General features: G+C 58.0%; 18 protein-coding genes. 12 read left to right on the plus strand and 6 right to left on the minus strand.

Annotated elements, in window-relative coordinates; genetic code table 11:
- The first annotated feature begins 77 nt into the window (after positions 1-77).
- Positions 78-398, plus strand: coding sequence for an ElaB/YgaM/YqjD family protein (locus CFE47_RS05075; RefSeq protein ID WP_286835780.1), 321 nt, complete (start codon positions 78-80; stop codon positions 396-398).
- A 33-nt stretch (positions 399-431) separates the two neighbouring features.
- Here CFE47_RS05075 and CFE47_RS05080 read toward each other — a convergent pair whose 3' ends face one another.
- The gene (locus tag CFE47_RS05080; RefSeq protein WP_286835781.1) at positions 432-1,469 is read right to left on the minus strand and encodes an Ldh family oxidoreductase; all 1,038 of its coding nucleotides are present in this window, start codon (positions 1,467-1,469) and stop codon (positions 432-434) included.
- A gap of 204 nt (positions 1,470-1,673) precedes the next feature.
- Here CFE47_RS05080 and CFE47_RS05085 point away from each other — a divergent pair, with 204 nt between their 5' ends.
- Positions 1,674-6,824, plus strand: a complete 5,151-nt coding sequence (locus tag CFE47_RS05085) for a dermonecrotic toxin domain-containing protein (RefSeq protein ID WP_286835782.1) — start codon at positions 1,674-1,676, stop codon at positions 6,822-6,824.
- Between the two features lie 20 nt (positions 6,825-6,844).
- Here the strand turns inward: CFE47_RS05085 and CFE47_RS05090 are convergent, their stop codons facing one another.
- Positions 6,845-7,114: a PepSY domain-containing protein gene (locus CFE47_RS05090; RefSeq protein ID WP_286835783.1), complete on the minus strand. Its 270-nt coding sequence runs from the start codon at positions 7,112-7,114 to the stop codon at positions 6,845-6,847.
- A 142-nt stretch (positions 7,115-7,256) separates the two neighbouring features.
- Here CFE47_RS05090 and CFE47_RS05095 point away from each other — a divergent pair, with 142 nt between their 5' ends.
- The 7 genes from CFE47_RS05095 to fapF all read left to right on the plus strand — a co-directional run bounded on the left by CFE47_RS05095 (position 7,257) and on the right by fapF (position 13,259).
- Complete coding sequence (locus tag CFE47_RS05095; RefSeq protein WP_286835784.1) at positions 7,257-8,252, plus strand: FecR family protein; 996 nt, start codon at positions 7,257-7,259, stop codon at positions 8,250-8,252.
- Positions 8,253-8,581: 329 nt separating this feature from the next.
- The gene (gene fapA / locus CFE47_RS05100; RefSeq protein WP_502695438.1) at positions 8,582-9,031 is read left to right on the plus strand and encodes a fibril amyloid chaperone protein FapA; all 450 of its coding nucleotides are present in this window, start codon (positions 8,582-8,584) and stop codon (positions 9,029-9,031) included.
- 1 nt (position 9,032) lies between these two features.
- Positions 9,033-9,596 (plus strand): fibril amyloid subunit FapB, encoded by a 564-nt coding sequence (fapB, locus tag CFE47_RS05105; RefSeq protein ID WP_286835786.1) that lies wholly within the window; start codon positions 9,033-9,035, stop codon positions 9,594-9,596.
- Positions 9,597-9,663: 67 nt separating this feature from the next.
- Positions 9,664-10,374, plus strand: a complete 711-nt coding sequence (locus tag CFE47_RS05110) for a heme utilization protein (RefSeq protein WP_286835787.1) — start codon at positions 9,664-9,666, stop codon at positions 10,372-10,374.
- 62 nt (positions 10,375-10,436) lie between these two features.
- Positions 10,437-11,114, plus strand: coding sequence for a fibril amyloid maturation endopeptidase FapD (fapD, locus tag CFE47_RS05115; RefSeq protein WP_286835788.1), 678 nt, complete (start codon positions 10,437-10,439; stop codon positions 11,112-11,114).
- A gap of 41 nt (positions 11,115-11,155) precedes the next feature.
- Positions 11,156-11,902 carry a fibril amyloid subunit FapE gene (fapE, locus tag CFE47_RS05120; RefSeq protein WP_286835789.1) on the plus strand — a complete coding sequence of 249 codons (747 nt, stop codon included), beginning with the start codon at positions 11,156-11,158 and terminating at the stop codon, positions 11,900-11,902.
- A gap of 49 nt (positions 11,903-11,951) precedes the next feature.
- Positions 11,952-13,259: a fibril amyloid transporter FapF gene (fapF, locus tag CFE47_RS05125; protein ID WP_286835790.1), complete on the plus strand. Its 1,308-nt coding sequence runs from the start codon at positions 11,952-11,954 to the stop codon at positions 13,257-13,259.
- Positions 13,260-13,328: 69 nt separating this feature from the next.
- On the opposite strand, the gene CFE47_RS05130 is transcribed toward fapF, so the two are convergent.
- On the minus strand, positions 13,329-14,654 hold the full coding sequence (locus CFE47_RS05130; RefSeq protein ID WP_185709026.1) for a sigma-54 dependent transcriptional regulator: 1,326 nt from the start codon (positions 14,652-14,654) through the stop codon (positions 13,329-13,331).
- Positions 14,655-14,998: 344 nt separating this feature from the next.
- Here CFE47_RS05130 and CFE47_RS05135 point away from each other — a divergent pair, with 344 nt between their 5' ends.
- Positions 14,999-15,259: a hypothetical protein gene (locus CFE47_RS05135; protein ID WP_286835791.1), complete on the plus strand. Its 261-nt coding sequence runs from the start codon at positions 14,999-15,001 to the stop codon at positions 15,257-15,259.
- Positions 15,260-15,317: 58 nt separating this feature from the next.
- Here the strand turns inward: CFE47_RS05135 and CFE47_RS05140 are convergent, their stop codons facing one another.
- The 3 genes from CFE47_RS05140 to gnd are packed head-to-tail and all read right to left on the minus strand — an operon-like array spanning position 15,318 to position 18,687.
- Positions 15,318-16,142 (minus strand): HAD family hydrolase, encoded by an 825-nt coding sequence (locus CFE47_RS05140; RefSeq protein ID WP_286835792.1) that lies wholly within the window; start codon positions 16,140-16,142, stop codon positions 15,318-15,320.
- On the minus strand, positions 16,139-17,662 hold the full coding sequence (gene zwf / locus CFE47_RS05145; protein ID WP_286835793.1) for a glucose-6-phosphate dehydrogenase: 1,524 nt from the start codon (positions 17,660-17,662) through the stop codon (positions 16,139-16,141). The genes CFE47_RS05140 and zwf overlap by 4 nt, the downstream gene beginning before the upstream one ends.
- On the minus strand, positions 17,659-18,687 hold the full coding sequence (gene gnd, locus CFE47_RS05150) for a phosphogluconate dehydrogenase (NAD(+)-dependent, decarboxylating) (RefSeq protein WP_286835976.1): 1,029 nt from the start codon (positions 18,685-18,687) through the stop codon (positions 17,659-17,661). Before gnd ends, zwf begins: the two co-directional genes overlap by 4 nt.
- A 226-nt stretch (positions 18,688-18,913) precedes the next feature.
- Between gnd and CFE47_RS05155 the strand changes: the two genes are divergently transcribed.
- Together CFE47_RS05155 and CFE47_RS05160 are read left to right on the plus strand one after the other, a co-directional pair.
- The gene (locus CFE47_RS05155) at positions 18,914-19,093 is read left to right on the plus strand and encodes a DUF6026 family protein (RefSeq protein WP_286835794.1); all 180 of its coding nucleotides are present in this window, start codon (positions 18,914-18,916) and stop codon (positions 19,091-19,093) included.
- A 160-nt stretch (positions 19,094-19,253) separates the two neighbouring features.
- Positions 19,254-20,996, plus strand: a complete 1,743-nt coding sequence (locus CFE47_RS05160; RefSeq protein ID WP_286835795.1) for a phosphoethanolamine transferase CptA — start codon at positions 19,254-19,256, stop codon at positions 20,994-20,996.
- The last annotated feature ends 142 nt before the right edge of the window (positions 20,997-21,138 follow it).

The following is a 21,138-nucleotide window of genomic DNA, read 5'->3' on the forward strand; positions in this document are numbered from 1 at the left end:
GGCAAAAAAACTGCAACTTTTGCCCGCGCCCGATACTCCATTGTTCACTGTCACATTCACCTGCAAGGAGTCACACAATGGCCCGCAAATCTGCCGCCCAAGCCGTCGAAGAACAAATCAAGGATCAAGCCTTCAGTGAACTGACGGCGCTGATCGAAGAATCGGACAAACTGCTTAAAAGCAGCGCCGCCCTGGTGGGCGAGGAAGGCGAAACCCTGCGCGAGCAGGTCGCCATCAAACTCAAGCAGGCTCTGGACTCTGTGTCCAATGTGCGCGAGCGCAGCAAACCGGTGGTGGACGCCACCGAAACCTATATCGGTGGCCATCCTTGGCAGACCGTGGCGATTTCTGCCGGCTTTGGCCTGGTAGTCGGCCTGTTGTTGGGCCGCCGCAACTGATGTAGCTCGGCTGCGCCCAGGGCGCAGCCGGTTTCAGGCGCTCGCCAAATCCCGCAAGTGTTGCAACTCCTCAGCGTCCACCACAATCCCCTCCTCCTCGGACTTCGCCCGTGTGCGATGCCGACGATCTCCCGGTAACCGTCGCAGACCTGCCGCATGCATCTGCCGCACCAGTTCCTGGCTGCGCTCGGCGAACGCCTGGCCGCTGGTTTTGCTCGGATCGATCACGATCAGCAGTTGCCCGGTCCAAGGCGTACGCGCACCCGGGTGATCCGACCAATCGAATTCGAATGAGAAGTTACCGCCCGTCAACGCCGCCGCGAGCAACTCGACCATCATCGACAGCGCCGAGCCCTTGTGCCCGCCGAACGGCAGCAACGCGCCACCTTCCAGGATGGCTTTGGGGTCTTGTGTCGGTTGGCCCAGACTATCGACGCCCATGCCCGGCGGCAGGCGTTCACCCTTGCGCGCCGCAATCTGTACGTCGCCATGGGCAATGGCGCTGGTGGCCAGGTCGAACACAATCGGCAAGCCATCGGCACGCGGGGCGGCAAAGGCAATCGGGTTGGTGCCAAACAGTGGGCGATCGGCGCCGTGGGGCACCACGCAGGTCATGCTGTTGACCACGCTCAACGCCACCAACCCTTGCTCGGCGAAGGGTTCGACGTCCGGCCACAGCGCCGCAAAGTGGTGGGAATTATGAATCGCCAGCAAGGCGATCCCGGCACTGCGAGCCTTTTCCACTAACAGCGCCCTGGCGGCATCCAGCGCAGGCTGGGCAAAGCCGTTGCCGGCATCCACTCGCACAAAACCACTGGCCACGTCGGTGACCTGGGGCACTGCACGACCATTCACCCAACCACTGGCCAGGGTACTGAGATAACCCGGAATCCGGAAAATGCCGTGGCTGTGGGCGCCGTCGCGCTCGGCGCTGGCGCAATTGTGGGCGAGGATTGCAGAGACCGCAGGCGAAGTGCCGTGCCGCACAAACACCTGTTGCAGTAGCGCCTCCAGGTCAGCAAAGCCGATGGAGACACGAGAACCCTCAACTACCTTGGACGGCGTAGACATCTGAAGCTCCGATTTTATGATTGGAAGGCGCGACAAGACGAGAAACCCAGACCTGTGATTAAACAACGCGCCCGCCGTCCACTGTCAATCGGCGTTTGCAGGTAAGGTCGTTTTTGCACCAGCTATCTACCGCCGAGCCTGCATCTGCCCTGTCTAACCTGCCGCTCAATACAGCGCCATTCCGGCCCAGACAGAGAGCAGTCCATGGCAAGCGTTAATCCCCCGTATTTTTTTGACGAGTACTACCGCCCGGTATCCAGGAAGCAACCGACTGCGCGCGAGCGCGCACTGGGACTGACCCTGGAAGACCTCAAGTGGCTGAACACGGTATTTGCCGCAAGCGATCACGGACGCCGCAACCGCACCGTGCCGATGGTCGTCGAAACGCTGAATGTGAATCGCCCGGGCGAGGCTGCGGTAGAGTTGGCAGGTGCATTCCTGATGAGCCCATCCCCTAGCGACAAAAAGACTGTCCTGTACAGCCCTTATGCCGGCATCGAGGTATTCCTCGACCGTGCTGATTGCCTCTCACAACTTACAAATCGCTTGAAAAATACATCCTTACTCGCTGATTTGTTTAGCTTTTTATCAATAGATCAACGCAACAAGTTCAACCCCGCCGACCCTTTCACTCTGACCACTTCGACGATTGCAGGCGGGGTTTTCGAAGCTCAGGAAACAACCATTCAGGCCAACCAGGCGCACAACGTGCAACGCCTGCTCGAAGAGTTGCGCACGACCCCGACGTTGCCGATGTTGATGAAAGGGGTGCTGGATGCGTTCAAACACGACGACTTCCCCGACCTTGATCATCAGGACACCCGAGTCAACAGTTTCATATCGTCAACGAATGACAACGGCCTCGGCATTGCCCGTTGGGTAGAGTCGGCAACCCTGGGGGAAACCTTGCTCCAGTACTACGTGAAGCAGGCATGGCCGGCTGATCGAACACGCGTTTTCACCAACCCCAGGCATGACAAAAGCACATTTACCGAGCACCAGCATCAACAAGATTTACAGCGCTGGGAGGGCGTGGTGGAGCAGACCGCCGGAATCCTCTCCAGATTGCTGAACGCCCTACTGCAGACCTGGTGGAACGAGCCCCTCGACATAGGCAAGTCGCCTACAGGGCAGTCGCGCAGGGATCTGTTCACCCAGGCCATGAGCGACAAGTTTCGCGTCGACCTGCTGCTCAAACGCCAGAATCGCGCCGAAATTGTTTCATCCGAGGAAGCGCGCAATTTACTCGCCGTCTTCCATCCCAGCAGAGCTGAACGCAGTGTTTGGCATGACGCCTTGCGCATCGAAAAAGTCAGCGTTTGCGCGCCCTATCAACATCACGTGCAATTGGCCTCGACGTTGTTGATCAGCGACCAGCATGCATACCTCTACTCCCAAACGGGGGGTATGCAAGTACTCAAAGACGTCGACGACCTGAATAAAACATTGTTGAGCATGCTCAAAGCCGCCCACTACCAGGACCAGTTACTCAATTACCTGTCTCTGGACGAGCGCAGCCTATACCTCGCGATGGAAAACCTGCAGATCCAGGGCCTGCCAGTGGAGGGCAGTGTATTTGCCGAGATGGTCAGCGATATTCACGAAAAACAATTGAGCAACCTCGAGCATGCGCTCGAGCGGTATCGCCGTAGCGACGGAACGTTGAATTTGACGGCTTTGCTCGACTGCTCCTTGGATATACGTCACATGCTCGACAGCCGCTTGCTGGAACTTGACGCCGGCGGGCGCTGGAGCCTGCACCCGGTCACCCACGACGACGGCGGGCCGTCAACCGTACAGGCCGAGCGCGCCAAATTGCAGCTGGCAGCGTTGCAACCGGATGAAGAACGCCTGATCGCCCAAAGGGCCACGCACCCGACCCTGCGCAGCGAGGCGAGAAAAGCCTTGAACAAGGAAATGAAGGTGCAGTTGTTGTTTCAGGACGCCAACGACGTCTATATCAATACCTATCCCACCCTGGCGCGAGACCTTGAGGAACGTGTGCCCGAGGCGTCGGTGAACATGGTCGAACACTTTATAAAGCACCTGGACGACGCCGATGGGGTTCTCAGCCAAACGCCGGGAATTGGCTACTACAGCGCGCCCCAAAAAGGCATATCCGCACGCTGGAACAACTTGGACAACCGCGTATTCAATGCGGTCATCAGCAACGTCCGCCCCGCTTTCCTGCACTACGATGTTCACTCGCTACCCCGCCGGTTTCTGCAAAGCCATGGCGCCGAGATGCTCAAGAACTCGATGCTCGGGTTGCGCAGCGAAGCAGAACTGCAGCTGCTCAACCACACCCTGAGCTCAAGGCATTACGCCATCCTCGATACGGTACTGCGCGCCGATAGCATGACCCGCCTGAAGCGCCACGGGCTGAACGGATTCCTGCCGGACGCCTTCGGGTTGACGCTGACCCTCAATGCCAACAAAGAGCTACAGCCTCTGGCCAACTGTTTTGTACTGACCGAGCGCGGTGGCTTCGACCCTCAGCTCTCGGGGGCGGTGGTGCTATGGACCCCGCAGCGAGGCTATGAACCTTTCTCGTCACTGACGGCCCTGCGCGAATCACTTGAACAACGCCTGAAGCGTCCCGAACGGTCTATAGCGCTGCTGCAGAATTTGTCCATTCGCCATCGCGCGCCCCATCAGACCTATCAGCTGGGGCCCTTGCAACGTATTGACGGGCACTTTCTGGAAGACCGCCAACAGAGCAACCTTACTAACGATCTGGATGCCATTGATCACTGGCGGTCCATGTCGCTAGGCCCGACGCAACTGCAGAATCATCTGGATGAGCTGCTGTTGCGGGTTGCGCCGTCGAATATCGGCAGGGCGAACACCATCGCAAACGCGATTATCCAGCAGCATGCACTACCGACCTGGCTGGGCATGGCTTCGCCCAGCGAACAGTTGCTGCATGCCGAATTGCTGGAACAGTACCGCCTCAGCGCGCCGGACAACCGGGATTACCTGCACGGCTTGCCGGACTTGCGTGAAACGGTTGCGAACACATTGACGACGCTGCTCAAGGCCCGCTACCCGGATGACGCTCTGGACCCAGAGAACATATTGATTCCAGCACGGATAGCATTCAACGGCCACACGCAGAGCCTGACGGATTTCGCCCTGCTCCACTTGCCCGACCTGCTGCCTGACAACCTCACCCCCAAAGCGCGCGGCACGTCACCTCTGCCAACGTCATTGAATGGCAGTGCGGTGGTGCAACTGGTGCGCCAAGTGGACATCAAAAAAATCTATCAAGACCTGCTCACTACACACCTGACAGCCGACACCGACGATGCCCGCGAACGCCGCAAGCTGTTTTGCCGGCAGTTACCCTGGCAAGTGCTGCGCCATGCCCACGAGGAGAAACTTGCAGAACGCCTGAGCCCGTCAGCCTGGAGTTTTATTAAACAGATCTTCGACATGCCGGACGCCGTTGCCAGGGACGCTGTGAGCGGCGCCACGGCAATGATCCGGCCCATGGAACTGATTGCCACGACCGGGGCGACGCCTGCGAAGGCACTCGGCATCTACATCATAGGTCCGAAGGGCAAAGCGAGCGGCCCGTCGGTGCTCTACGCGCCTTATGCCCCGCTGCACGTACTCAAGGAATACGACACAGAAGAACAGCTGCGGGAAGCCATTGGCACCCCTGGTCTGTTGCAGGAGTGGATCATCAGCCAGTTATCGGATTCCGATCAGGCAACCTTTCGCAATTTGTTCAGCGAATCGACAAGCCGCAAGGAAGAAGAAAAAGTCAGCCTGGCCTCAAATCCGATCAGGGGCAACCTCCTGCGACAACTGTTCCACGACAATGCCGAACACCTGATAAAAATGCTCGCTTGCCAGTTCGAAAAAACTGGCAGGAACCTGTGGAACGGCATCACCAGCCTGTTTCGCAAAGGCGTTCCTATGGCGCTGCAATTTATTGCGGGCAAGCTCAAGTACCCGCTGGTGGTATGGCGAAGCTACAAACTGTTCAAGGCCTCCGCCGAGCAATTGCAAGAACAACACTTTAGCGAAGGCCTGAGTTTGTTTATCCGGGGGCTTGCAACGCTGGCGTCGCTACGAAAGCAGCTCGACCAGTTGCTGCCGCCCACTCCTGCCCCGGAAGTTCCTTCATCTGGCACCACTGTCGACACCGTGGATGTGACAGAACCCGTGCGCACGCTGTTGCAGTATGTTGAGGATATCGCGGTGGCACTGACGGACCTGCGATCGGACCCACTCAGCCATGTGTATACCCAACCGGTCAATAACCGAACCTATGTGCCAGTGGCGGGTAGGGTTTATCCGGTCGTAAGAAGTGGTGAAGACTGGCGGGTGAACCTTGCCAATGAGTTGGGCCCCTTCGTTGAACGCAACGCGCAGGGCCAATGGGTGCTGGACCTGTCCGTACGTGAACCGTGCTTTGGACCAACCCTGTCTCGCATCAAGGGGCGTGTGGTCACGCAAAGAACCCTGCGTTCGTCCATCAATATCGAAGCGGCTGGGCTGCCGGCCATTCGTGGGCTGGACATGGACAAAGGGCTGTGCATCGACAGGGCGTTGAATGTCGCGCTCTATTACACCATTACCTGCGGGCGCAACCTCACGTTGTTTGCACGAAAGCGCGACCCTGAATCCAGAGTCGGTCGTTTGCTGACTGAGATGTTCGGTGTGCTCGCATTCAACCCCACACGTGTTGAAAAGATACGGGCGCGCGTCAGGGAAATCGAGAATGGACTGAGTACCCCCGACCTGCTGGCGCTGGATTCAAAGCGATTCGTCTGTGGCAAAGCCCGTTGGGACGCCAATGATACCTTTGCCTTCGTAATACCTGAGGATGCAGAGCAAAAAATCTACTTGCTCGACCTTTTCTTCGAGACAGGTATGAGCATCTATGCCGGAAACCTCAACGCACCGTTCGACATCGATGATCATGCACGAGCGGCGACCTTGATTCATGAGATGAGCCACCTGGTGTCGAACACCGAGGATATCGCCTACCTGGACTCCTCTCGCCCATTCCTGGATCTGATCAGCCGCAGCACTCCAGATAGCCTGCGCCAGTACACTGCCCTTGATAATTTGCAAAGCACTGCCCTCTCCGTGTTGACGCCGGCGACCATGCTGTTCAAGACCTGGGATGAGTTGTCCCTACGCTGGGAGGACCTTGGCCGATTGGGGTCGTCCAAAGTGCGTGACAAGGTGCTACATCTGACGGGGGCGAGGACACTTGACGATGCCCGGCAAACATTCATGAGCGATGCGGACCGCCGGATGGACATCATCCTGGCGAATGCGGATTCGGTGACGTACCTGATTACACACTTGGGCAGGCAGTTGGATCCGGGGGCCTGAACCGGCCCCCGGGGGGGGTATCAGTCTTTCTGGTCACGCAGGACATTGCCTGAGGCACCGTCGATACGGGCTTCGTACACAGTGCCATCGGCTTTGCGCCCTTTGACCTCCCAATAACCGTTGTCGTCCGCCTCGGCGGCATAGACCTCCACGTAGCCGGCCTTGGTCTTGGCCACTTCAATCGCCTTTTCAATGGTAATCCAGCCAGCCCCTGGCTTATCGGCAAAGGCGGCGCCGGCGCTGAGCAGCGCGGAAGTTGCACACAGCGCGACAAAGGTTTTCTTCAGCATTTTCGTACTCCATTGTGGGAATGTCCTGAAAAGCTTAGTTCCATTCAAACGAGAATAAGTTCCAATTGGCGTGCAATCACCATGATGGCAGTTCTCGCCACCCGCCTCGGGAGGTTAGAATGCGGGAAATCAGGACGTTTAAATGACAGAAAAGTCTCTCTCAGAAGCCGAATACGACGCCATCACCGACGCCGCCGCGCATTGGTGCATGCGGATGCACGCGCACGATTGCACGCCCGCCGAGCGCCAGGCTTTTGAACAGTGGCATGACGCCCATTCGTTGCACGCCTTCGAATACGCCGCGATGCTGGAGATCTGGGACGTTGCCGATCACCTGCCACGCGTTGAACCCACTGCGGTGGTGGTGCCGTTCACACCCCGCAGCCGGTTGCGCACTTATGCCATCGCGGCGGCCATTAGCCTGGTTGCGTTGCCTCTCGCCGCGTTTACCGGCTGGGAAGCTGGCTGGTTGCCAAGCTCATACGAACACTATGACGCCGCCAACGGCTTGCGCCAGGTCACCCTGGGCGATGGCAGCCAAGTGGAGCTCAACCTGGGTACCGAACTGGTCTACAGCAACTACAAGGACCAGCGCCGCGTCACGCTGAAAAAAGGCGAAGCGTTTTTCAAGGTCAGCCATGACGGCGCCCACCCATTTATCGTTCACGCAGGCGATGGCCAGGTGCGAGTCACCGGTACCCAATTCAACGTCTGGAAATATGAAGACCACGTGCGAGTGATGCTGCTCCAAGGCTCGGTGCAGATCTCTAGCGACCGAGTACACGGCAGCGTGCCTCTCACCCCCGGCATGCAAGCCAGCTACCGCCAGGGCGATGCGACGCCATCCGTGCAAGCGATCAACCCCAACGACACCGCCTTGGCGTGGCGCCAGGGCAAGCTGATCCTCGACAACCTGGCCCTGGCCGATGCGTTGCCGCTGATCAATCGCTACCTGAACAAACCGGTCATGCTGGCAGACGCCAACACCGGAGCGATTCGTATCGGCGGCATCTACAACATCACTGAGGTCAGCAACCTCGTGCCCTCCCTGCCCAAGGTGCTGCCGGTCTACCTGACCCAGAACCAGGACGGCAACCCCGTACTCAACTCGATTCCGCGTAAAGCCCCCAAAAGCTGAGCCTTGCCCTGCTGGGCCGGGCCTTTTTGCGCCTGCAGTGTCCACTTTTTTTACACACCCCTGCCCTGGATCGCCCACGTTGAGCGGATTCATCGTTTTGTCATGCGCGGTGTTTCAGTGCTGAGACAAATGGGTGAACCGTTTGCGCTGTGGTCAGGTCGGCGCGGATTCACGGGGTGCTGTCTCACGGTTGATACAGCGTTGCCATCACTTTGCCCTGCATTAATTGCAAGCCATTGAATAACGACAACAAATAAAAAGCGGCACGCCTTCTGCTCTATCTCTTACAGCGCTGTTTAGGGTCAGCGCGAAGAATAAGGAATATTGCCGTGGTCACTCACACACAAGGTTCATTGAGCCTCCTCATGATCAGCTGCGTACTGAGTACCAGCGTGAGCCTTCCAGTGCTCGCTGCGGGTGATGGTGTGATTGTGGTGACGCGCGATGTTCGTGGGCATATGTACGGTCGTACTGCGGGCTCAGATCCGAACCCCACCACCGCCAACGCCAACCCATCAAACCAGGTTGTGCGCGCCTCCAATAATGAACTCAGCGACAACGACATTGCAGGCATCAGCAGCGGCGTAAGCATCAACCGCACAATTTTGCCTGGCGGCAACCTTATCGGCCTGGGCAACAACGGCGCAGGTGCTGGCCTAGGTGCTGGCAGTGCGGCCAGTCGCAGCGGTGGAGCCGGCATTTCCGGGACCGTCAACAACGCAATTTCACGCGGTCTTGAACCCCTTAATAACCTCGGCAGCATGGCAGGGGGGCGTTGAAATGAATCATTCTTGGATGTTTCTTGCCGTACTCGGATGCAACGTTGCGCTGGCCGACAGTACTAACAACGCGACCATTGATAACTCAGGCAAGCAGTCCTCGGGTATTGCATCGGTAATCCAGGCGACCGGCGACCAGAACCAACAGAGCAATAGCGTTGCCATCGCAGTGGGCAACAACGCTCACGCGACTATCTCCGTCAACCAGCACATCAGCGGTTCTCCGGCCGACCGCTCACTCAACGCAAAAGCGGCGATCCAAGGTAACTCCTTCAGCAATGGCAACGGCGTACTGAGCGTCAATCAGTCGGCCGGAGCCCAGAACCAATCGATCAATGCCGTGCGTATCAGCATCAATGCTGGCCCGCAAAGCATCGATGACAGTGTCATGTCGCAACAGAACGTTGCGCTTGCAACAGACTCAGGATTGACCCCTACCACTGGCAGCCGCCAGGTCGTTACCAGCGATCAGGCCTTCACCGGCAGCCGTGGAGTGGTACAGGTCAATCAGAGCGCCGGGGTGGGGAACCGAGTGGCTAACACCCTGAACTTACGACTCAACTGATGGAGCTGAGTCGAATAGCTAGACCGTACCAACACTTAACCAACTAATAGAAGCAAGGAGAAACACCATGAAACCTACAATGGCTCTCAAACCACTGGCTTTCGCTCTCGCTGCACTCATGGCTGTTGCTGCTCACGCTACCCCACCAGGTGGCAACAACAACAATAACAACAACGCGCCGACCGTTCTGTCCGTAACTGCCAACGATAATCAGAACAGCTCCGGCAACGGCACGTTCAATGACAAGACCGAAAGCAACGCCTCCACTACCGATTCGATTAACCACAACACTGGCGTTTCGAGCGGTATCGTGCAAAGCGGCACTGGCAACCAAGGCAAACATGACGTCGCCATCGGCGCCTCTGACGATGCCGATCAAGTATTCGCCACCATCAATACCACTCAAAACAGCAGCGGCAACCTTGTTGGCAACTTCGGCAACACCAGCAACGCTTCCCTGACTAATTCCAACAACAGCAACTCGGGTGTCAGCCTGGTCACTGTTCAGGCCGGTACTGGCAACCAAAGCAGCCAAGGCGTCGCAATCGCTTCGTCCGATGACGGCAAATCCGGCGGTGCAACTGTCAATGCCCTGCAGAATTCCTCGGGCAACCTGACCTTGAACGTCACCACTGGCCACGGCTGGAACAAAAGCCCAGTGGTCAACAACTCTAGCCTGACCAACTCCGGCAACTACAACTCTGGTGTTTCTGGAACTGTTAGCCAGGCCGGCAACGGCAACCAGGCTGCACTGGGTGTATCGATCTCCCGCTTCTGATGTAAATCGGGCCTTGGCAACAAGGCCCTTTCTATTTCCAGTGTCCAGCAGGTCATACGATCATGCGCCTCTTAGCCTTCTTCCTTTTGTTGTCACTTACCGGCCCGACCTGGGCAGGTCAAGTGGGAATCGTCATGCCCGGTGGCGGGCTGATGTACAAGAAGGTTGAAAGCATCCGCGAGCGCAAATTCGCCAACCTGGTGGAACAGAAAACCGATTTCAGCTGCGGTGCCGCTGCCCTGGCAAGCATCTTGCGCCAAGGGTATTGGCTGGATGTCGATGAGGATCATGTCATCAAGGGCATGCTGGTGAATGCGGATCAGGACCTAGTGCGCACCCAGGGTTTTTCGATGCTGGACATGAAGCGCTACGTCGAAAGCATTGGTATGCGCGCCAGAGGCTATCGGATTACTCCAGAAGTACTGCCCACAGTGAAGATCCCTGTCGTGGTCCTGCTGGAAATTCGCGGCTACAAGCACTTCGTTGTCCTGCAGCGTGCAGACAAAGACTGGGTGTATATCGGCGATCCCGTTCTGGGCCACAAGCGCTACTCGAAGGATGACTTCGTGAAGGGCTGGAATGGCATCGTATTCGCCATATTAGGTGAAGGCTATGACAAGACCAACGCCCTGCTCTCCCCGCCCACGCCATTGACCGCCAAGAACCAGCTGAACGAGTTCAGTCCGGTGCGCGACAGCGAACTGATGGACTTCGGTTTCATTCAAAGCGACTTCTTCTAGAAAGAGGCGCAATAAGGGGCAGGACGCTCCAGGAGCAGACGATGAACACTTACCGTTGGCTGACGGTCATGTGCCTGGCAGCCTCAATGCCCGCTTACGCGTCATCGGCCTTCAAGCCTATCGAACTCAAGGATTCGGAAATGGCCGACCTGCGTGGGCGTTATGTAATGCCTGGGCGGATCATCAGTTTCGGCATTGTGATGAGCACCACCTGGACCAATTCCGCAGGTGACAGCATCACTGGCACCGCCAACATGCAGATCAACTCGTCGACCGTTACCCCGCAATTCTATGTCACCACCACCAGCACCACCGGCAACGGCTCTACCCCCAACACCGGCACCGGCACAGTCGTCGGCGGCGCAGGCCTGGGTAGTGGCCAGGGCGTGACCCAAAGCGTGCGTGCGGCCGGCGACGGCAACACCGCCAACAACGGCGTAGACATCAATGTCACGCAAAACGGCTTCGCAGCAGCGAATGTCGTGCAGTCGGGCAAGGCCTTGGTGGCCGGCCAGACCATCACCGGTGATAGCGGCGCTGGCCAGGTCAGTGTCTCGGCCAAGAATGGCGGGCTGCAAATGGCCGTCTTGGCCAGCAATAACCAGGGCAATGTGCTGCAGCAGATTGGGGGCGGCAACGTCAACCAAAGCACGCTGATCACCGGCAATCTCAACGCGATCACCAACCTCACACAGATCAACGTGGTGATGGGCAACAACAACCTCAGCAACATCACCCGCAGCCTTAACCTTGATCAACTCAAAGGACTACGCACTATCGGTTATTGAACTACGCTGAGCCACGACACTTACGCATTAAAAAAGGACGGCTTACTTCATGCATCGATCTTTATCGTTACGTGCCGTGGTTTGTTTGAGTACGCTCCTGCCGGCAACCATGCTGTATGCCGCGCCGGATGCCGATATTGAAACGTTGAAACAGGAACTGTTGGAGCTCAAGCAACGGTACGAAGTGCAGCAAAAAGCACTGGCGGTATTGGAACAACGGGTCAGACAAGTCGAAGATCAGCCTGCAACACCAGCGCCTAAACGCCTGGCCAAGTCTCCCGCTGATTTCAGCAAAGGGACCAGCGTGGCCGGCGCGCCGGGCGTGGGTGCCGCAGCAGCATCGGGCGGTGCCGGAGGCGGCGGTAGCTCTTATGGGCAAAGCCTCAAGGACGACTCGGCGCCCGCGCAGAGCGTGAGCAACCTGTACAACGAGGCCAGCGGCTTTTTCGGCGATGGCAAGTTCAGCTTTGAAACCGGCATCTCGTATGCCCGTTACGATGCGCGCCAACTGACGCTCAACGGTTTTCTAGCGCTGGATTCGATCTTCCTGGGCAATATCAACTTGGACCGGATCAAAGCAGATAACTGGACGCTGGACCTCACCGGGCGCTACAACCTCGATAACCGTTGGCAGTTCGACATCAACGTACCGGTAGTTTACCGCGAGTCCACCTATCAATCGGGGGGTGCTGGCAACAGTGGCACGACGACGTCGGAAGCCTCTGTCACCCGCGACCCGACCATTGGCGATGTCAACTTCGGCATTGCATACAAGTTCCTCGACGAGACCGACACACTGCCGGATGCAGTAGTCTCCATAAGGGTGAAGGCGCCGACCGGCAAGGAACCTTACGGCATCAAGCTGATCTCATCGCCCAATAACGACAGCCTGTTCGTACCGGAAAGCCTGCCGACGGGTAATGGCGTGTGGTCGGTCACCCCAGGGATTTCCCTGGTCAAAACCTTCGACCCAGCCGTGTTGTTCGGCTCGTTGTCCTACACCCACAACTTCGAAGACTCGTTTGACGACATCAGCTCCAACGCCAACCAGAAAGTCGGCGGCAAGGTCAGCCTTGGCGACAGCTTCCAAGTGGGCGTCGGTGTAGCGTTCGCACTGAACGAGAAGATGAGTATGTCGTTCTCGGTGTCCGACCTGGTCCAGCGCAAGAGCAAGCTCAAGCCTGACGGCGGGGACTGGCAATCGGTGGTTTCAAGCGATGCCAACGCGGGTTATTTCAACGTCGGCATGACCATCGCGGCAACGCCGAACCTGACGATCGTGCCGAACTTGGCGATTGGTATGACAGACGATGCGCCGGACTTTACGTTCAGCCTGAAATTCCCGTATTACTTCTGACGGAGTTCATGACAAAGGAAAAGCCCCGCAACGATAAGGGTCGTTGCGGGGCTTTTCGGTTTACCCGCCCTAGCGGATCTGGTGTTTGTGCAGCAATCGGTAGAACGTCGGTCGGGAAACCCCCAGGACTCGGGCCGCGACACTCAGGTTGTCGCTGTGTCGATTGAGCACATCGCACAGCGCCTGACGCTCGGCACGGTGCTTGTAGTCTTCCAGTGTAGCCATCGGCGGTGAAATTGCCTGTTCAGCCTGTAATCCCAGATCAACGGCTTCAATCTGGCGCCCCTCGGCGAGCACCAGGCCGCGTCGTACGCGGTTGGCCAGCTCACGCACGTTGCCCGGCCACGGGTGTTTGCCCATGGCGTCGAGCGCTTCTTCACTGAAACTTCGAGGGCGGCGGCCGGTTTCCTGGCTGTAGAACCGGGCAAAGTGGTTGGCCAGCATCGCCACATCGCCATGACGGTCGCGCAATGGCGCGGTCACCACTTGCAGCACATTCAGCCGGTAATACAAGTCTTCACGAAACGTGCCTTTGGCAACGGCTGCCTCCAGGTCGACGTGGGTCGCAGCCAACACACGCACGTCCACGGGAATGGGCTGGCTACCACCGACGCGCTCGATCTGTTTTTCCTGAAGGAAACGCAGCAAGTTGGCCTGCAGCTCCATCGGCAAATCACCGATTTCGTCCAGGAACAGTGTGCCGCCGTTGGCTGCTTCAATTCGCCCGACCTTGCGCTGATGGGCGCCAGTAAACGCACCCTTCTCATGGCCAAACAGTTCGGATTGAATCAAGTGTTCCGGGATCGCCCCACAGTTGATCGCCACAAAGGGCTTGGCGTGACGCTGGGATTTGCGGTGCAGGGTCTTGGCTGCCAGCTCTTTGCCGGTACCGCTGTCGCCACGAATCAACACCGGGGACTCGGTGGGCGCCAGCTTCGCCAACAATTTGCGCAGTTCACGGATGGAGCGGCTGTCACCCAACAGTTCATGCTCCGGCTCATCCACCGGGGTGCTGCCCTTGCCCCGCAGTCGCGCCATGCCGAAGGCACGGCCCAGGGTGACCTGTACACGGGCCACATCGAAAGGCAACGTGTGGAAGTCAAAAAACCACTCGCAGACGAAATCACCGACGTTTTGCAGGCGTAGCACATCCTGGCTGAGCACAGCGATCCACTCGGTGCCACTGCGGCCAATCAGCTCTTTGACCGCTTCCGGGCGTTCCAGGTGATAGGGCTGCAAGCGCAGTAAGCCGACGTCACAGGAACGGTCACCGACTGCCGCCAAGGCACAACTGTCGACCTCCCACCCGGCGGTACGCAAACCGGGCAATAGCCCATGACAGTCGTCACACGGATCGACCACAAGCAAGCGGCGCTGGGGAGGTGTAACAATCATGACTATTCCTTGGCGCCAAAATTGTTAAAGTTATTTAGAAACAATGATTTGTGACGCCTGGCGCTAACACTAGCAAGGTCTTGACGCGACGCTTGTACCGTTTCGCTATAAGTGTGGGCAAAAAGCCACTTACCAGCGTTTTCAGTAAAAAAGTACCGCCGCGGCAAAACTTTCATTCAGCTTTCAAAACAGCCGCTTACATGACGCCAATCAGAAAAAGTTAAAAAATATTGCACTAACATGTGACCCGTACCCCGCCATCGTGCATCAGTACAAGTAACCCGCCGCACGGTCAGCCCAACCGCCGGCACTCACTTGAATGGGCAATGAGAGAGACGACCCACATGAACGCCCCGCTCCGCATCAACGAAGCTCTTTTGATCGCAGACCGTGCTTTCCAGCCCTTTCAGTGCGTGGCCTGGCACGATGGCAACGGCGCCCTGAGCCTGAGCGTCATCGACCGCACCAATACCCGCATTGGCAGCCAACAACTGTCGTCGAGTGCTTATACCGACCCGGCGCAACTGGAAGACTTGTTGTTGCAAGCTCGCGCCGAACTCGACAAAGATGGCTACGCGTTGCAATCCTGGGCAATGCCGAAGTAAGCCGACACTGTAACTTGCGCTCATCAAACTGAATGAGCGCAAGTTAAGTAAGCGTGACTTATCGCTTGGCGAGAATAAACCGTTCAATGGCTTCCGCCGCGCCATCTTCGGCATTACTGCCGGTGACAACATTGGCTTGGCGCTTGACGGTCTCTTCCGCCTGCCCCATGGCGATCGACAACCCGGCCACGTGAAACATCGCCGGGTCATTACCGCCATCGCCGATCGCGGCGGTTTCCTCCAGCGGTACCCCAAGATGCGCCGCCAGCGTCTTCAAGGCTTCGCCCTTGTTGGCCAACATGGCCGTGACATCCAGGTACACCGGTTGTGAACGCGAAACCTGAGCCAACCCCTGGACCTTGGGCTGCAACTGCGCTTCCAATTCAACCAGCAATTGCGTGTTGTTACTGGCGGCGACGATCTTGTCGACCCGGTCCAGGAACGGCTCAAAACTCTCCACCACGACCGGCCCATAGCCCAAGCCATCGGCTTCGCGCTGAACCATCGGCCCAGGCGGATCACGGCGCAGCCAATCGCCATCGGCGAATACCCAGACCTCCACATCCGGCTCGGCCGAGAACAGCGCCAGGGTGACCAGCGCCGCTTCCGCCGGCAGATGATGCGCAACCAGAATGCTGCCATCCGGGTTGATCAGCGTGCCGCCATTGAAGCCGGCCACCGGTACATCAATACCAAAGGTTTCAATCAGGTGCAGCATGGCCTTGGGCGGACGCCCGCTGGCCAGGCTGAAAAACACCCCGTTGTCGCGCAAGGCACGTACTGCATCGGCGGTGCGTTGGCTCAAGCGGTGATCGGGGTGCAGCAACGTGCCGTCCACGTCGCTGAGGATAAAACGGATGGGATGGATCGCTGCGTCACTCATCCGAGGCTATGCCAGGTGCGGCCGTCACGGGCCAACAACACATCGGCGGCGACCGGGCCATCTTCCCCGGCCTTGTAGGCCTGGATCCCGTCATCTTCCTTCCAGGCATCGAGGAATGGCTGTACTGCGCGCCAGCCGTTTTCGATGTTATCCGCTCGCTGGAACAAGGTCTGGTCGCCGGTCATGCAGTCGTAGATCAAGGTTTCGTACCCCGTCGACGGCTGCATCTCGAAAAAGTCCTTGTAGGCGAAACCCAGCTGGATATTGGCCATGTCCAGGGTCGGCCCGGGCTTTTTCGCCAACAGGTCGAACCACATGCCTTCATTGGGCTGGATCTGGATTTTCAGGTAGGTGGGCTTGAGTTCATCCACTTCAGTGTCACGGAACTGCGCATACGGCGCAGGCTTGAAGCAAATCACAATCTCCGTGTCACGCACGCTCATGCGCTTGCCGGTGCGCAGGTAGAACGGCACGCCAACCCAGCGCCAATTGTCGATCATCACCTTGAGGGCGACGAAGGTCTCGGTGCTGCTGTCTGGGGCGACGTTGGCCTCCTCGCGATAGCCGGGCAGCTGCTTGCCGCCGATTTCACCCGCGGTGTACTGGCCTCGCACCGAGTTGGCCCGTGCCTCCTCCAAAGACCAGGGACGCACCGCACCAATCACCTTGGCCTTTTCACCGCGTACGGCGTCGGCACCAAAGGCGGCCGGTGGCTCCATCGCCACCATCGCCAACAGCTGGAACAGGTGGTTGGGCACCATGTCGCGCAGGGTGCCGGTTTTTTCGAAGAAGTTGCCCCGGGTCTCCACGCCGACGGTTTCGGCGGCGGTGATTTGCACGTGGTCGATGTAATGGTTATTCCAGAACGCTTCGAACAGCACGTTGGAAAAACGGCTGATCAGGATGTTCTGCACCGTTTCCTTACCCAGGTAATGGTCGATGCGATAGATCTGCTTTTCGCTCATGACCTTGAGCAGGCAGGCGTTGAGCGCCTCGGCAGTGGCAAGGTCCGAACCGAAGGGTTTTTCGATGACCACGCGGCGGAAACTTTCCTCGGTTTCCGCCAGCAGGCCGGCGCTACCCAGGCGCTGCACCACTTCACTAAAGAAACGTGGTGCCGTCGCAAGGTAGAACACGGCGTTGCCGGTGCCACTGTCGGCGATCTTCCGGGCGATGTCCGCATAGGTGCCGTCGTCGAGGAAGTCGCCCTCGACGTAGCTGATGCCCTTGGCCAGTTGGGCCCACAACTGGGGGTCCAACGCGTTATCGGCATTGCCTTTGACCTTGCTCGCGGCCTCGGTGCGAATAAAGTCCTCAAGCTTCTTGGCGAAGTCCGCGTCACTGACGGCGTTGTGATCAACACCCACAATACGCAGGCCATCGCCCAGCAAGCCGTCACGGCTAAGGTTGTACAGCGCCGGCATCAGCAGGCGCTTTACAAGATCACCATGGGCACCAAACAGAAACAATGTGGTGGGCGGAGCGGGTTCGGCCTTGAGTTTCTTGCCGTTAGCGGTCATTTTTTGGAAGTCTCCACATGGCCGCCAAAGCCGAAGCGCATGGCAGAGAGCATCTTGTCACCGTAAGTGCTCTGCTGGCGCGAACGGAAACGGGCGAACAACGACGTGGACAGCACCGGCACCGGTACCGCTTGCTCCATGGCGGCTTCGATGGTCCAGCGGCCTTCGCCACTGTCGGCCACGGAGCCTGAGTAACCGTCGAGTTTCGGGTCGGTAGCCAGCGCATCGGCAGTCAGGTCCAGCAGCCAGGACGACACCACGCTGCCGCGACGCCAGACTTCGGCGATATCGGCCACATTCAGGTCGAAACGCTGGTCTTGCGGCAGGTTTTCCGAATTCTTGGTCTTGAGAATGTCGAAGCCTTCGGCAAACGCCTGCATCATCCCGTACTCGATGCCGTTGTGGATCATCTTGACGAAATGCCCGGAACCCGCAGGGCCGGCGTGGATGTAGCCTTGCTCGGCGCGCGGGTCGGCGCTGGCAGACCGGTCCTTGGTCCGTGGAATGCTACCCAGGCCAGGGGCCAGGCTGGCGAAGATCGGGTCCAGACGCTGCACGGTTTCGGTGTCGCCGCCGATCATCATGCAGTAGCCGCGCTCCAGGCCCCAGACGCCGCCGGAGGTGCCCACGTCGACATAGTGCAGGCCCTTTTCCGCCAGTGCCTTGCCGCGACGCACGTCATCCTTATAGTTGGTGTTGCCGCCGTCGATGATCACATCACCGTCTTCCAGCAATTCGCTCAGTTCATTAATGGTGTTTTCAGTGGGGTCGCCCGCCGGCAACATCACCCACACGGCGCGAGGCTTTTGCAGCCCGGCAACCAAAGCCTTGAGGTCGGCAACGCCAGTGGCACCCTCCTCGCTCAGGCCTTTGACAAATGCTTCGTTACGGTCGTAAACAACGGTGGTATGCCCATTGAGCATCAGGCGCCGTGCAATATTCCCGCCCATGCGGCCTAGTCCGATAATCCCCAGTTGCATGTGCTGATGCTCCCAACTACTAAATAAATGTGTGACATAGTTTATAGCGCAATGAGGCTAATGAGGGTTAGTCAGGTGCAGATCCGTGTAGTTTCATGACAAAGAGTTGCCATCATTTCACCATCACGGCTCAAAAAGTCACACGACCGCCAAAAATAAAAAAGTTCCATTGCTTCAAAAAAGAATTCAGAATTGCTTCCGACTGCTGCCGAGAACCTCGACTCAAGCGTTCTGGCACACCGCGACACACCGGCTATTTGCGAGGTAAGCAATGAGCACTGCACAGATGACCCGTCCTCCACAGACCCTCTACGTCACTATCCGTCGCGATGAATTGCGCCAGTTGAAAGACGAGCGCGATCAACTGCAGCAGGAAGTCATGCGCCTGCGCTCACACCTCCTGCAAGCCCAACTGGATCAACCGTCCGGCACACAACCTGCGCTGTGCTAAGCCTTGTCATGACCTTGTAAGATTATGGCTACATAAATCTCACAAAGTTTTCACACGCCCTTCTCGATACTCCCGCCCAAAGGGCCGCCCCATGCATGGGTGGCCTCTGTTGCGTGCACTTCTGCGCGTCGACTGAAAAACTACCGGGTTGGAGCGCTGGATGGCGATGTTCAAACGCAGCACTACGTCTGCGAAAGGCTTTGATTGGGCCGGTCTTGGCCTGTTGTTCGTGTTTTTCTGGTACTTCTCGGGCATTACCCAACTGCTGATTCAGCTCAGCGGCACTTCCGGTTTCAGTGGTTTCCGCCAAGCGTTCTTCATGAGCGCACTGTGGCTGGCACCCGTGCTCGTCTTCCCGCGTCGTACGCGCTTGCTCGCCGCCTTGATCGGTGTGGTGCTATGGGCCTGCTCCATGGCCAGCCTGGGTTATTTCTTCATTTACCAGCAGGAATTTTCCCAAAGCGTCATCTTCATCATGTTCGAGTCGAACATCTCTGAAGCCGGTGAGTACGCCACTCAATACTTCGCCTGGTGGATCGTCCTCGCGTTCATTGCCCACACCGCCTTCTCCATTTTCCTGTGGACCCGTGTACGTCCTGTGTACCTGCCACGCGGGCAAGCGATATTGGCCGCCGTCGCGATCCTGGTAGCCATCGTTGGCTACCCATTGGTCAAGCAGATTGCTCGCAGCGATACCATGGAAGACGCCATCGACCGTTTCGAGGCGCGTATCGAGCCGGCGGTACCGTGGCAGATGATCGTCGGCTACCACCGCTACACCCAGCAGTTGGACAACATGCAGGACATGCTCGACAGCGCGAGCCAGATCCCGCCCTTGACCAACCTCAAGGACAGCATGGCCGGCCAACCTTCAACCCTGGTGTTGGTCATCGGCGAGTCCACCAACCGCCAGCGCATGAGCCTCTACGGCTACCCGCGCGATACCACGCCCGAGCTGGACAAGCTGCGCGACCAACTGGCGGTGTTCGATAACGTCATCACCCCGCGCCCCTATACCATTGAGGCACTGCAGCAGGTGCTCACGTTCGCCGATGAGGAAAACCCAGACCTGTACCTCAAGACGCCGTCGATTGTCAGCGTGATGAAACAGGCCGGCTACAAGACCTACTGGATCACTAACCAGCAGACCATGACCAAGCGCAACACCATGCTCACGACCTTCTCCGAACAGGCCGACGAGCAGGTGTACCTGAACAACAACCGCAACCAGAACGCCCGCCAATATGACGGCGATGTGCTGGAACCGTTTTCCAAGGCCCTGGCCGATCCGGCAGAGCGTAAGTTCATCGTGGTGCACTTGCTCGGCACCCACATGAGCTACCAGTACCGCTATCCGCCGACGTTCGACAAATTCACTGATCGCCAAGGTGTACCTGCCGGGGTCAGCGACGATCAGTTGCCGATCTACAACAGCTACGACAATGCGGTGCTGTACAACGACTTCGTGGTGTCGAGCCTGATCAAGGACTACGCCAAGACCGATCCGAATGGTTTCCTGCTGTACCTGTCGGACCACGGCGAAGATGTGTTCGACTCGGCAGGCCACGCAACCCTGGGGCGTAACGAAGGCAAACCGACCGCGCCGATGTACACCATTCCGTTCATGGCCTACGCCTCGCCGAAATGGCGTGAAAGCCATGATTGGAAGTTCGCTGAGGACCTGCAGCGGCCTTACAGCAGCTCCCAGTTGATTCACACCTGGGCCGACCTGGCCGGGCTGAGCTTCAACGAGCTGGACCGCAGCAAGAGCCTGGTGAGTGACAGCTTCAAGGCACGGCCACAAATGATTGGTAACCCGTACCTGCGCCAGTCGAAGCCGTTGATCGATTTCAGCATGCTCAAACCGAAGGCCAGCGGTAGCGCCGACGTGGTCATCCAGTAAGCGGCAGCCCCCGATCTATTTGATAAAAAATATTTCAGGGGCGACGCTTTTCATAAAGGCGCGGAGTGCGCCCCCCCGTACTCTAACGCTTGCGCCGTGGTTAACCCGTTAAATCCCACCCCAGCACGGCCTCGAAACTTAA

The sequence above is a fragment of the Pseudomonas sp. PGPPP1 genome (genome assembly GCF_002255865.1).
Taxonomy (GTDB): Bacteria; Pseudomonadota; Gammaproteobacteria; order Pseudomonadales; family Pseudomonadaceae; genus Aquipseudomonas; species Aquipseudomonas cremoris.

Coding starts and splice junctions, on each gene's coding strand:
- CFE47_RS05075 (WP_286835780.1), top strand. CDS start 78: ATGGCCCGCAAATCTGCCGCCCAAGCCGTCGAAGAACAAATCAAGGAT.
- CFE47_RS05080 (WP_286835781.1), bottom strand. CDS start 1,469: ATGTCTACGCCGTCCAAGGTAGTTGAGGGTTCTCGTGTCTCCATCGGC.
- CFE47_RS05085 (WP_286835782.1), top strand. CDS start 1,674: ATGGCAAGCGTTAATCCCCCGTATTTTTTTGACGAGTACTACCGCCCG.
- CFE47_RS05090 (WP_286835783.1), bottom strand. CDS start 7,114: ATGCTGAAGAAAACCTTTGTCGCGCTGTGTGCAACTTCCGCGCTGCTC.
- CFE47_RS05095 (WP_286835784.1), top strand. CDS start 7,257: ATGACAGAAAAGTCTCTCTCAGAAGCCGAATACGACGCCATCACCGAC.
- fapB (WP_286835786.1), top strand. CDS start 9,033: ATGAATCATTCTTGGATGTTTCTTGCCGTACTCGGATGCAACGTTGCG.
- CFE47_RS05110 (WP_286835787.1), top strand. CDS start 9,664: ATGAAACCTACAATGGCTCTCAAACCACTGGCTTTCGCTCTCGCTGCA.
- fapD (WP_286835788.1), top strand. CDS start 10,437: ATGCGCCTCTTAGCCTTCTTCCTTTTGTTGTCACTTACCGGCCCGACC.
- fapE (WP_286835789.1), top strand. CDS start 11,156: ATGAACACTTACCGTTGGCTGACGGTCATGTGCCTGGCAGCCTCAATG.
- fapF (WP_286835790.1), top strand. CDS start 11,952: ATGCATCGATCTTTATCGTTACGTGCCGTGGTTTGTTTGAGTACGCTC.
- CFE47_RS05130 (WP_185709026.1), bottom strand. CDS start 14,654: ATGATTGTTACACCTCCCCAGCGCCGCTTGCTTGTGGTCGATCCGTGT.
- CFE47_RS05135 (WP_286835791.1), top strand. CDS start 14,999: ATGAACGCCCCGCTCCGCATCAACGAAGCTCTTTTGATCGCAGACCGT.
- CFE47_RS05140 (WP_286835792.1), bottom strand. CDS start 16,142: ATGAGTGACGCAGCGATCCATCCCATCCGTTTTATCCTCAGCGACGTG.
- zwf (WP_286835793.1), bottom strand. CDS start 17,662: ATGACCGCTAACGGCAAGAAACTCAAGGCCGAACCCGCTCCGCCCACC.
- CFE47_RS05155 (WP_286835794.1), top strand. CDS start 18,914: ATGAGCACTGCACAGATGACCCGTCCTCCACAGACCCTCTACGTCACT.
- CFE47_RS05160 (WP_286835795.1), top strand. CDS start 19,254: ATGGCGATGTTCAAACGCAGCACTACGTCTGCGAAAGGCTTTGATTGG.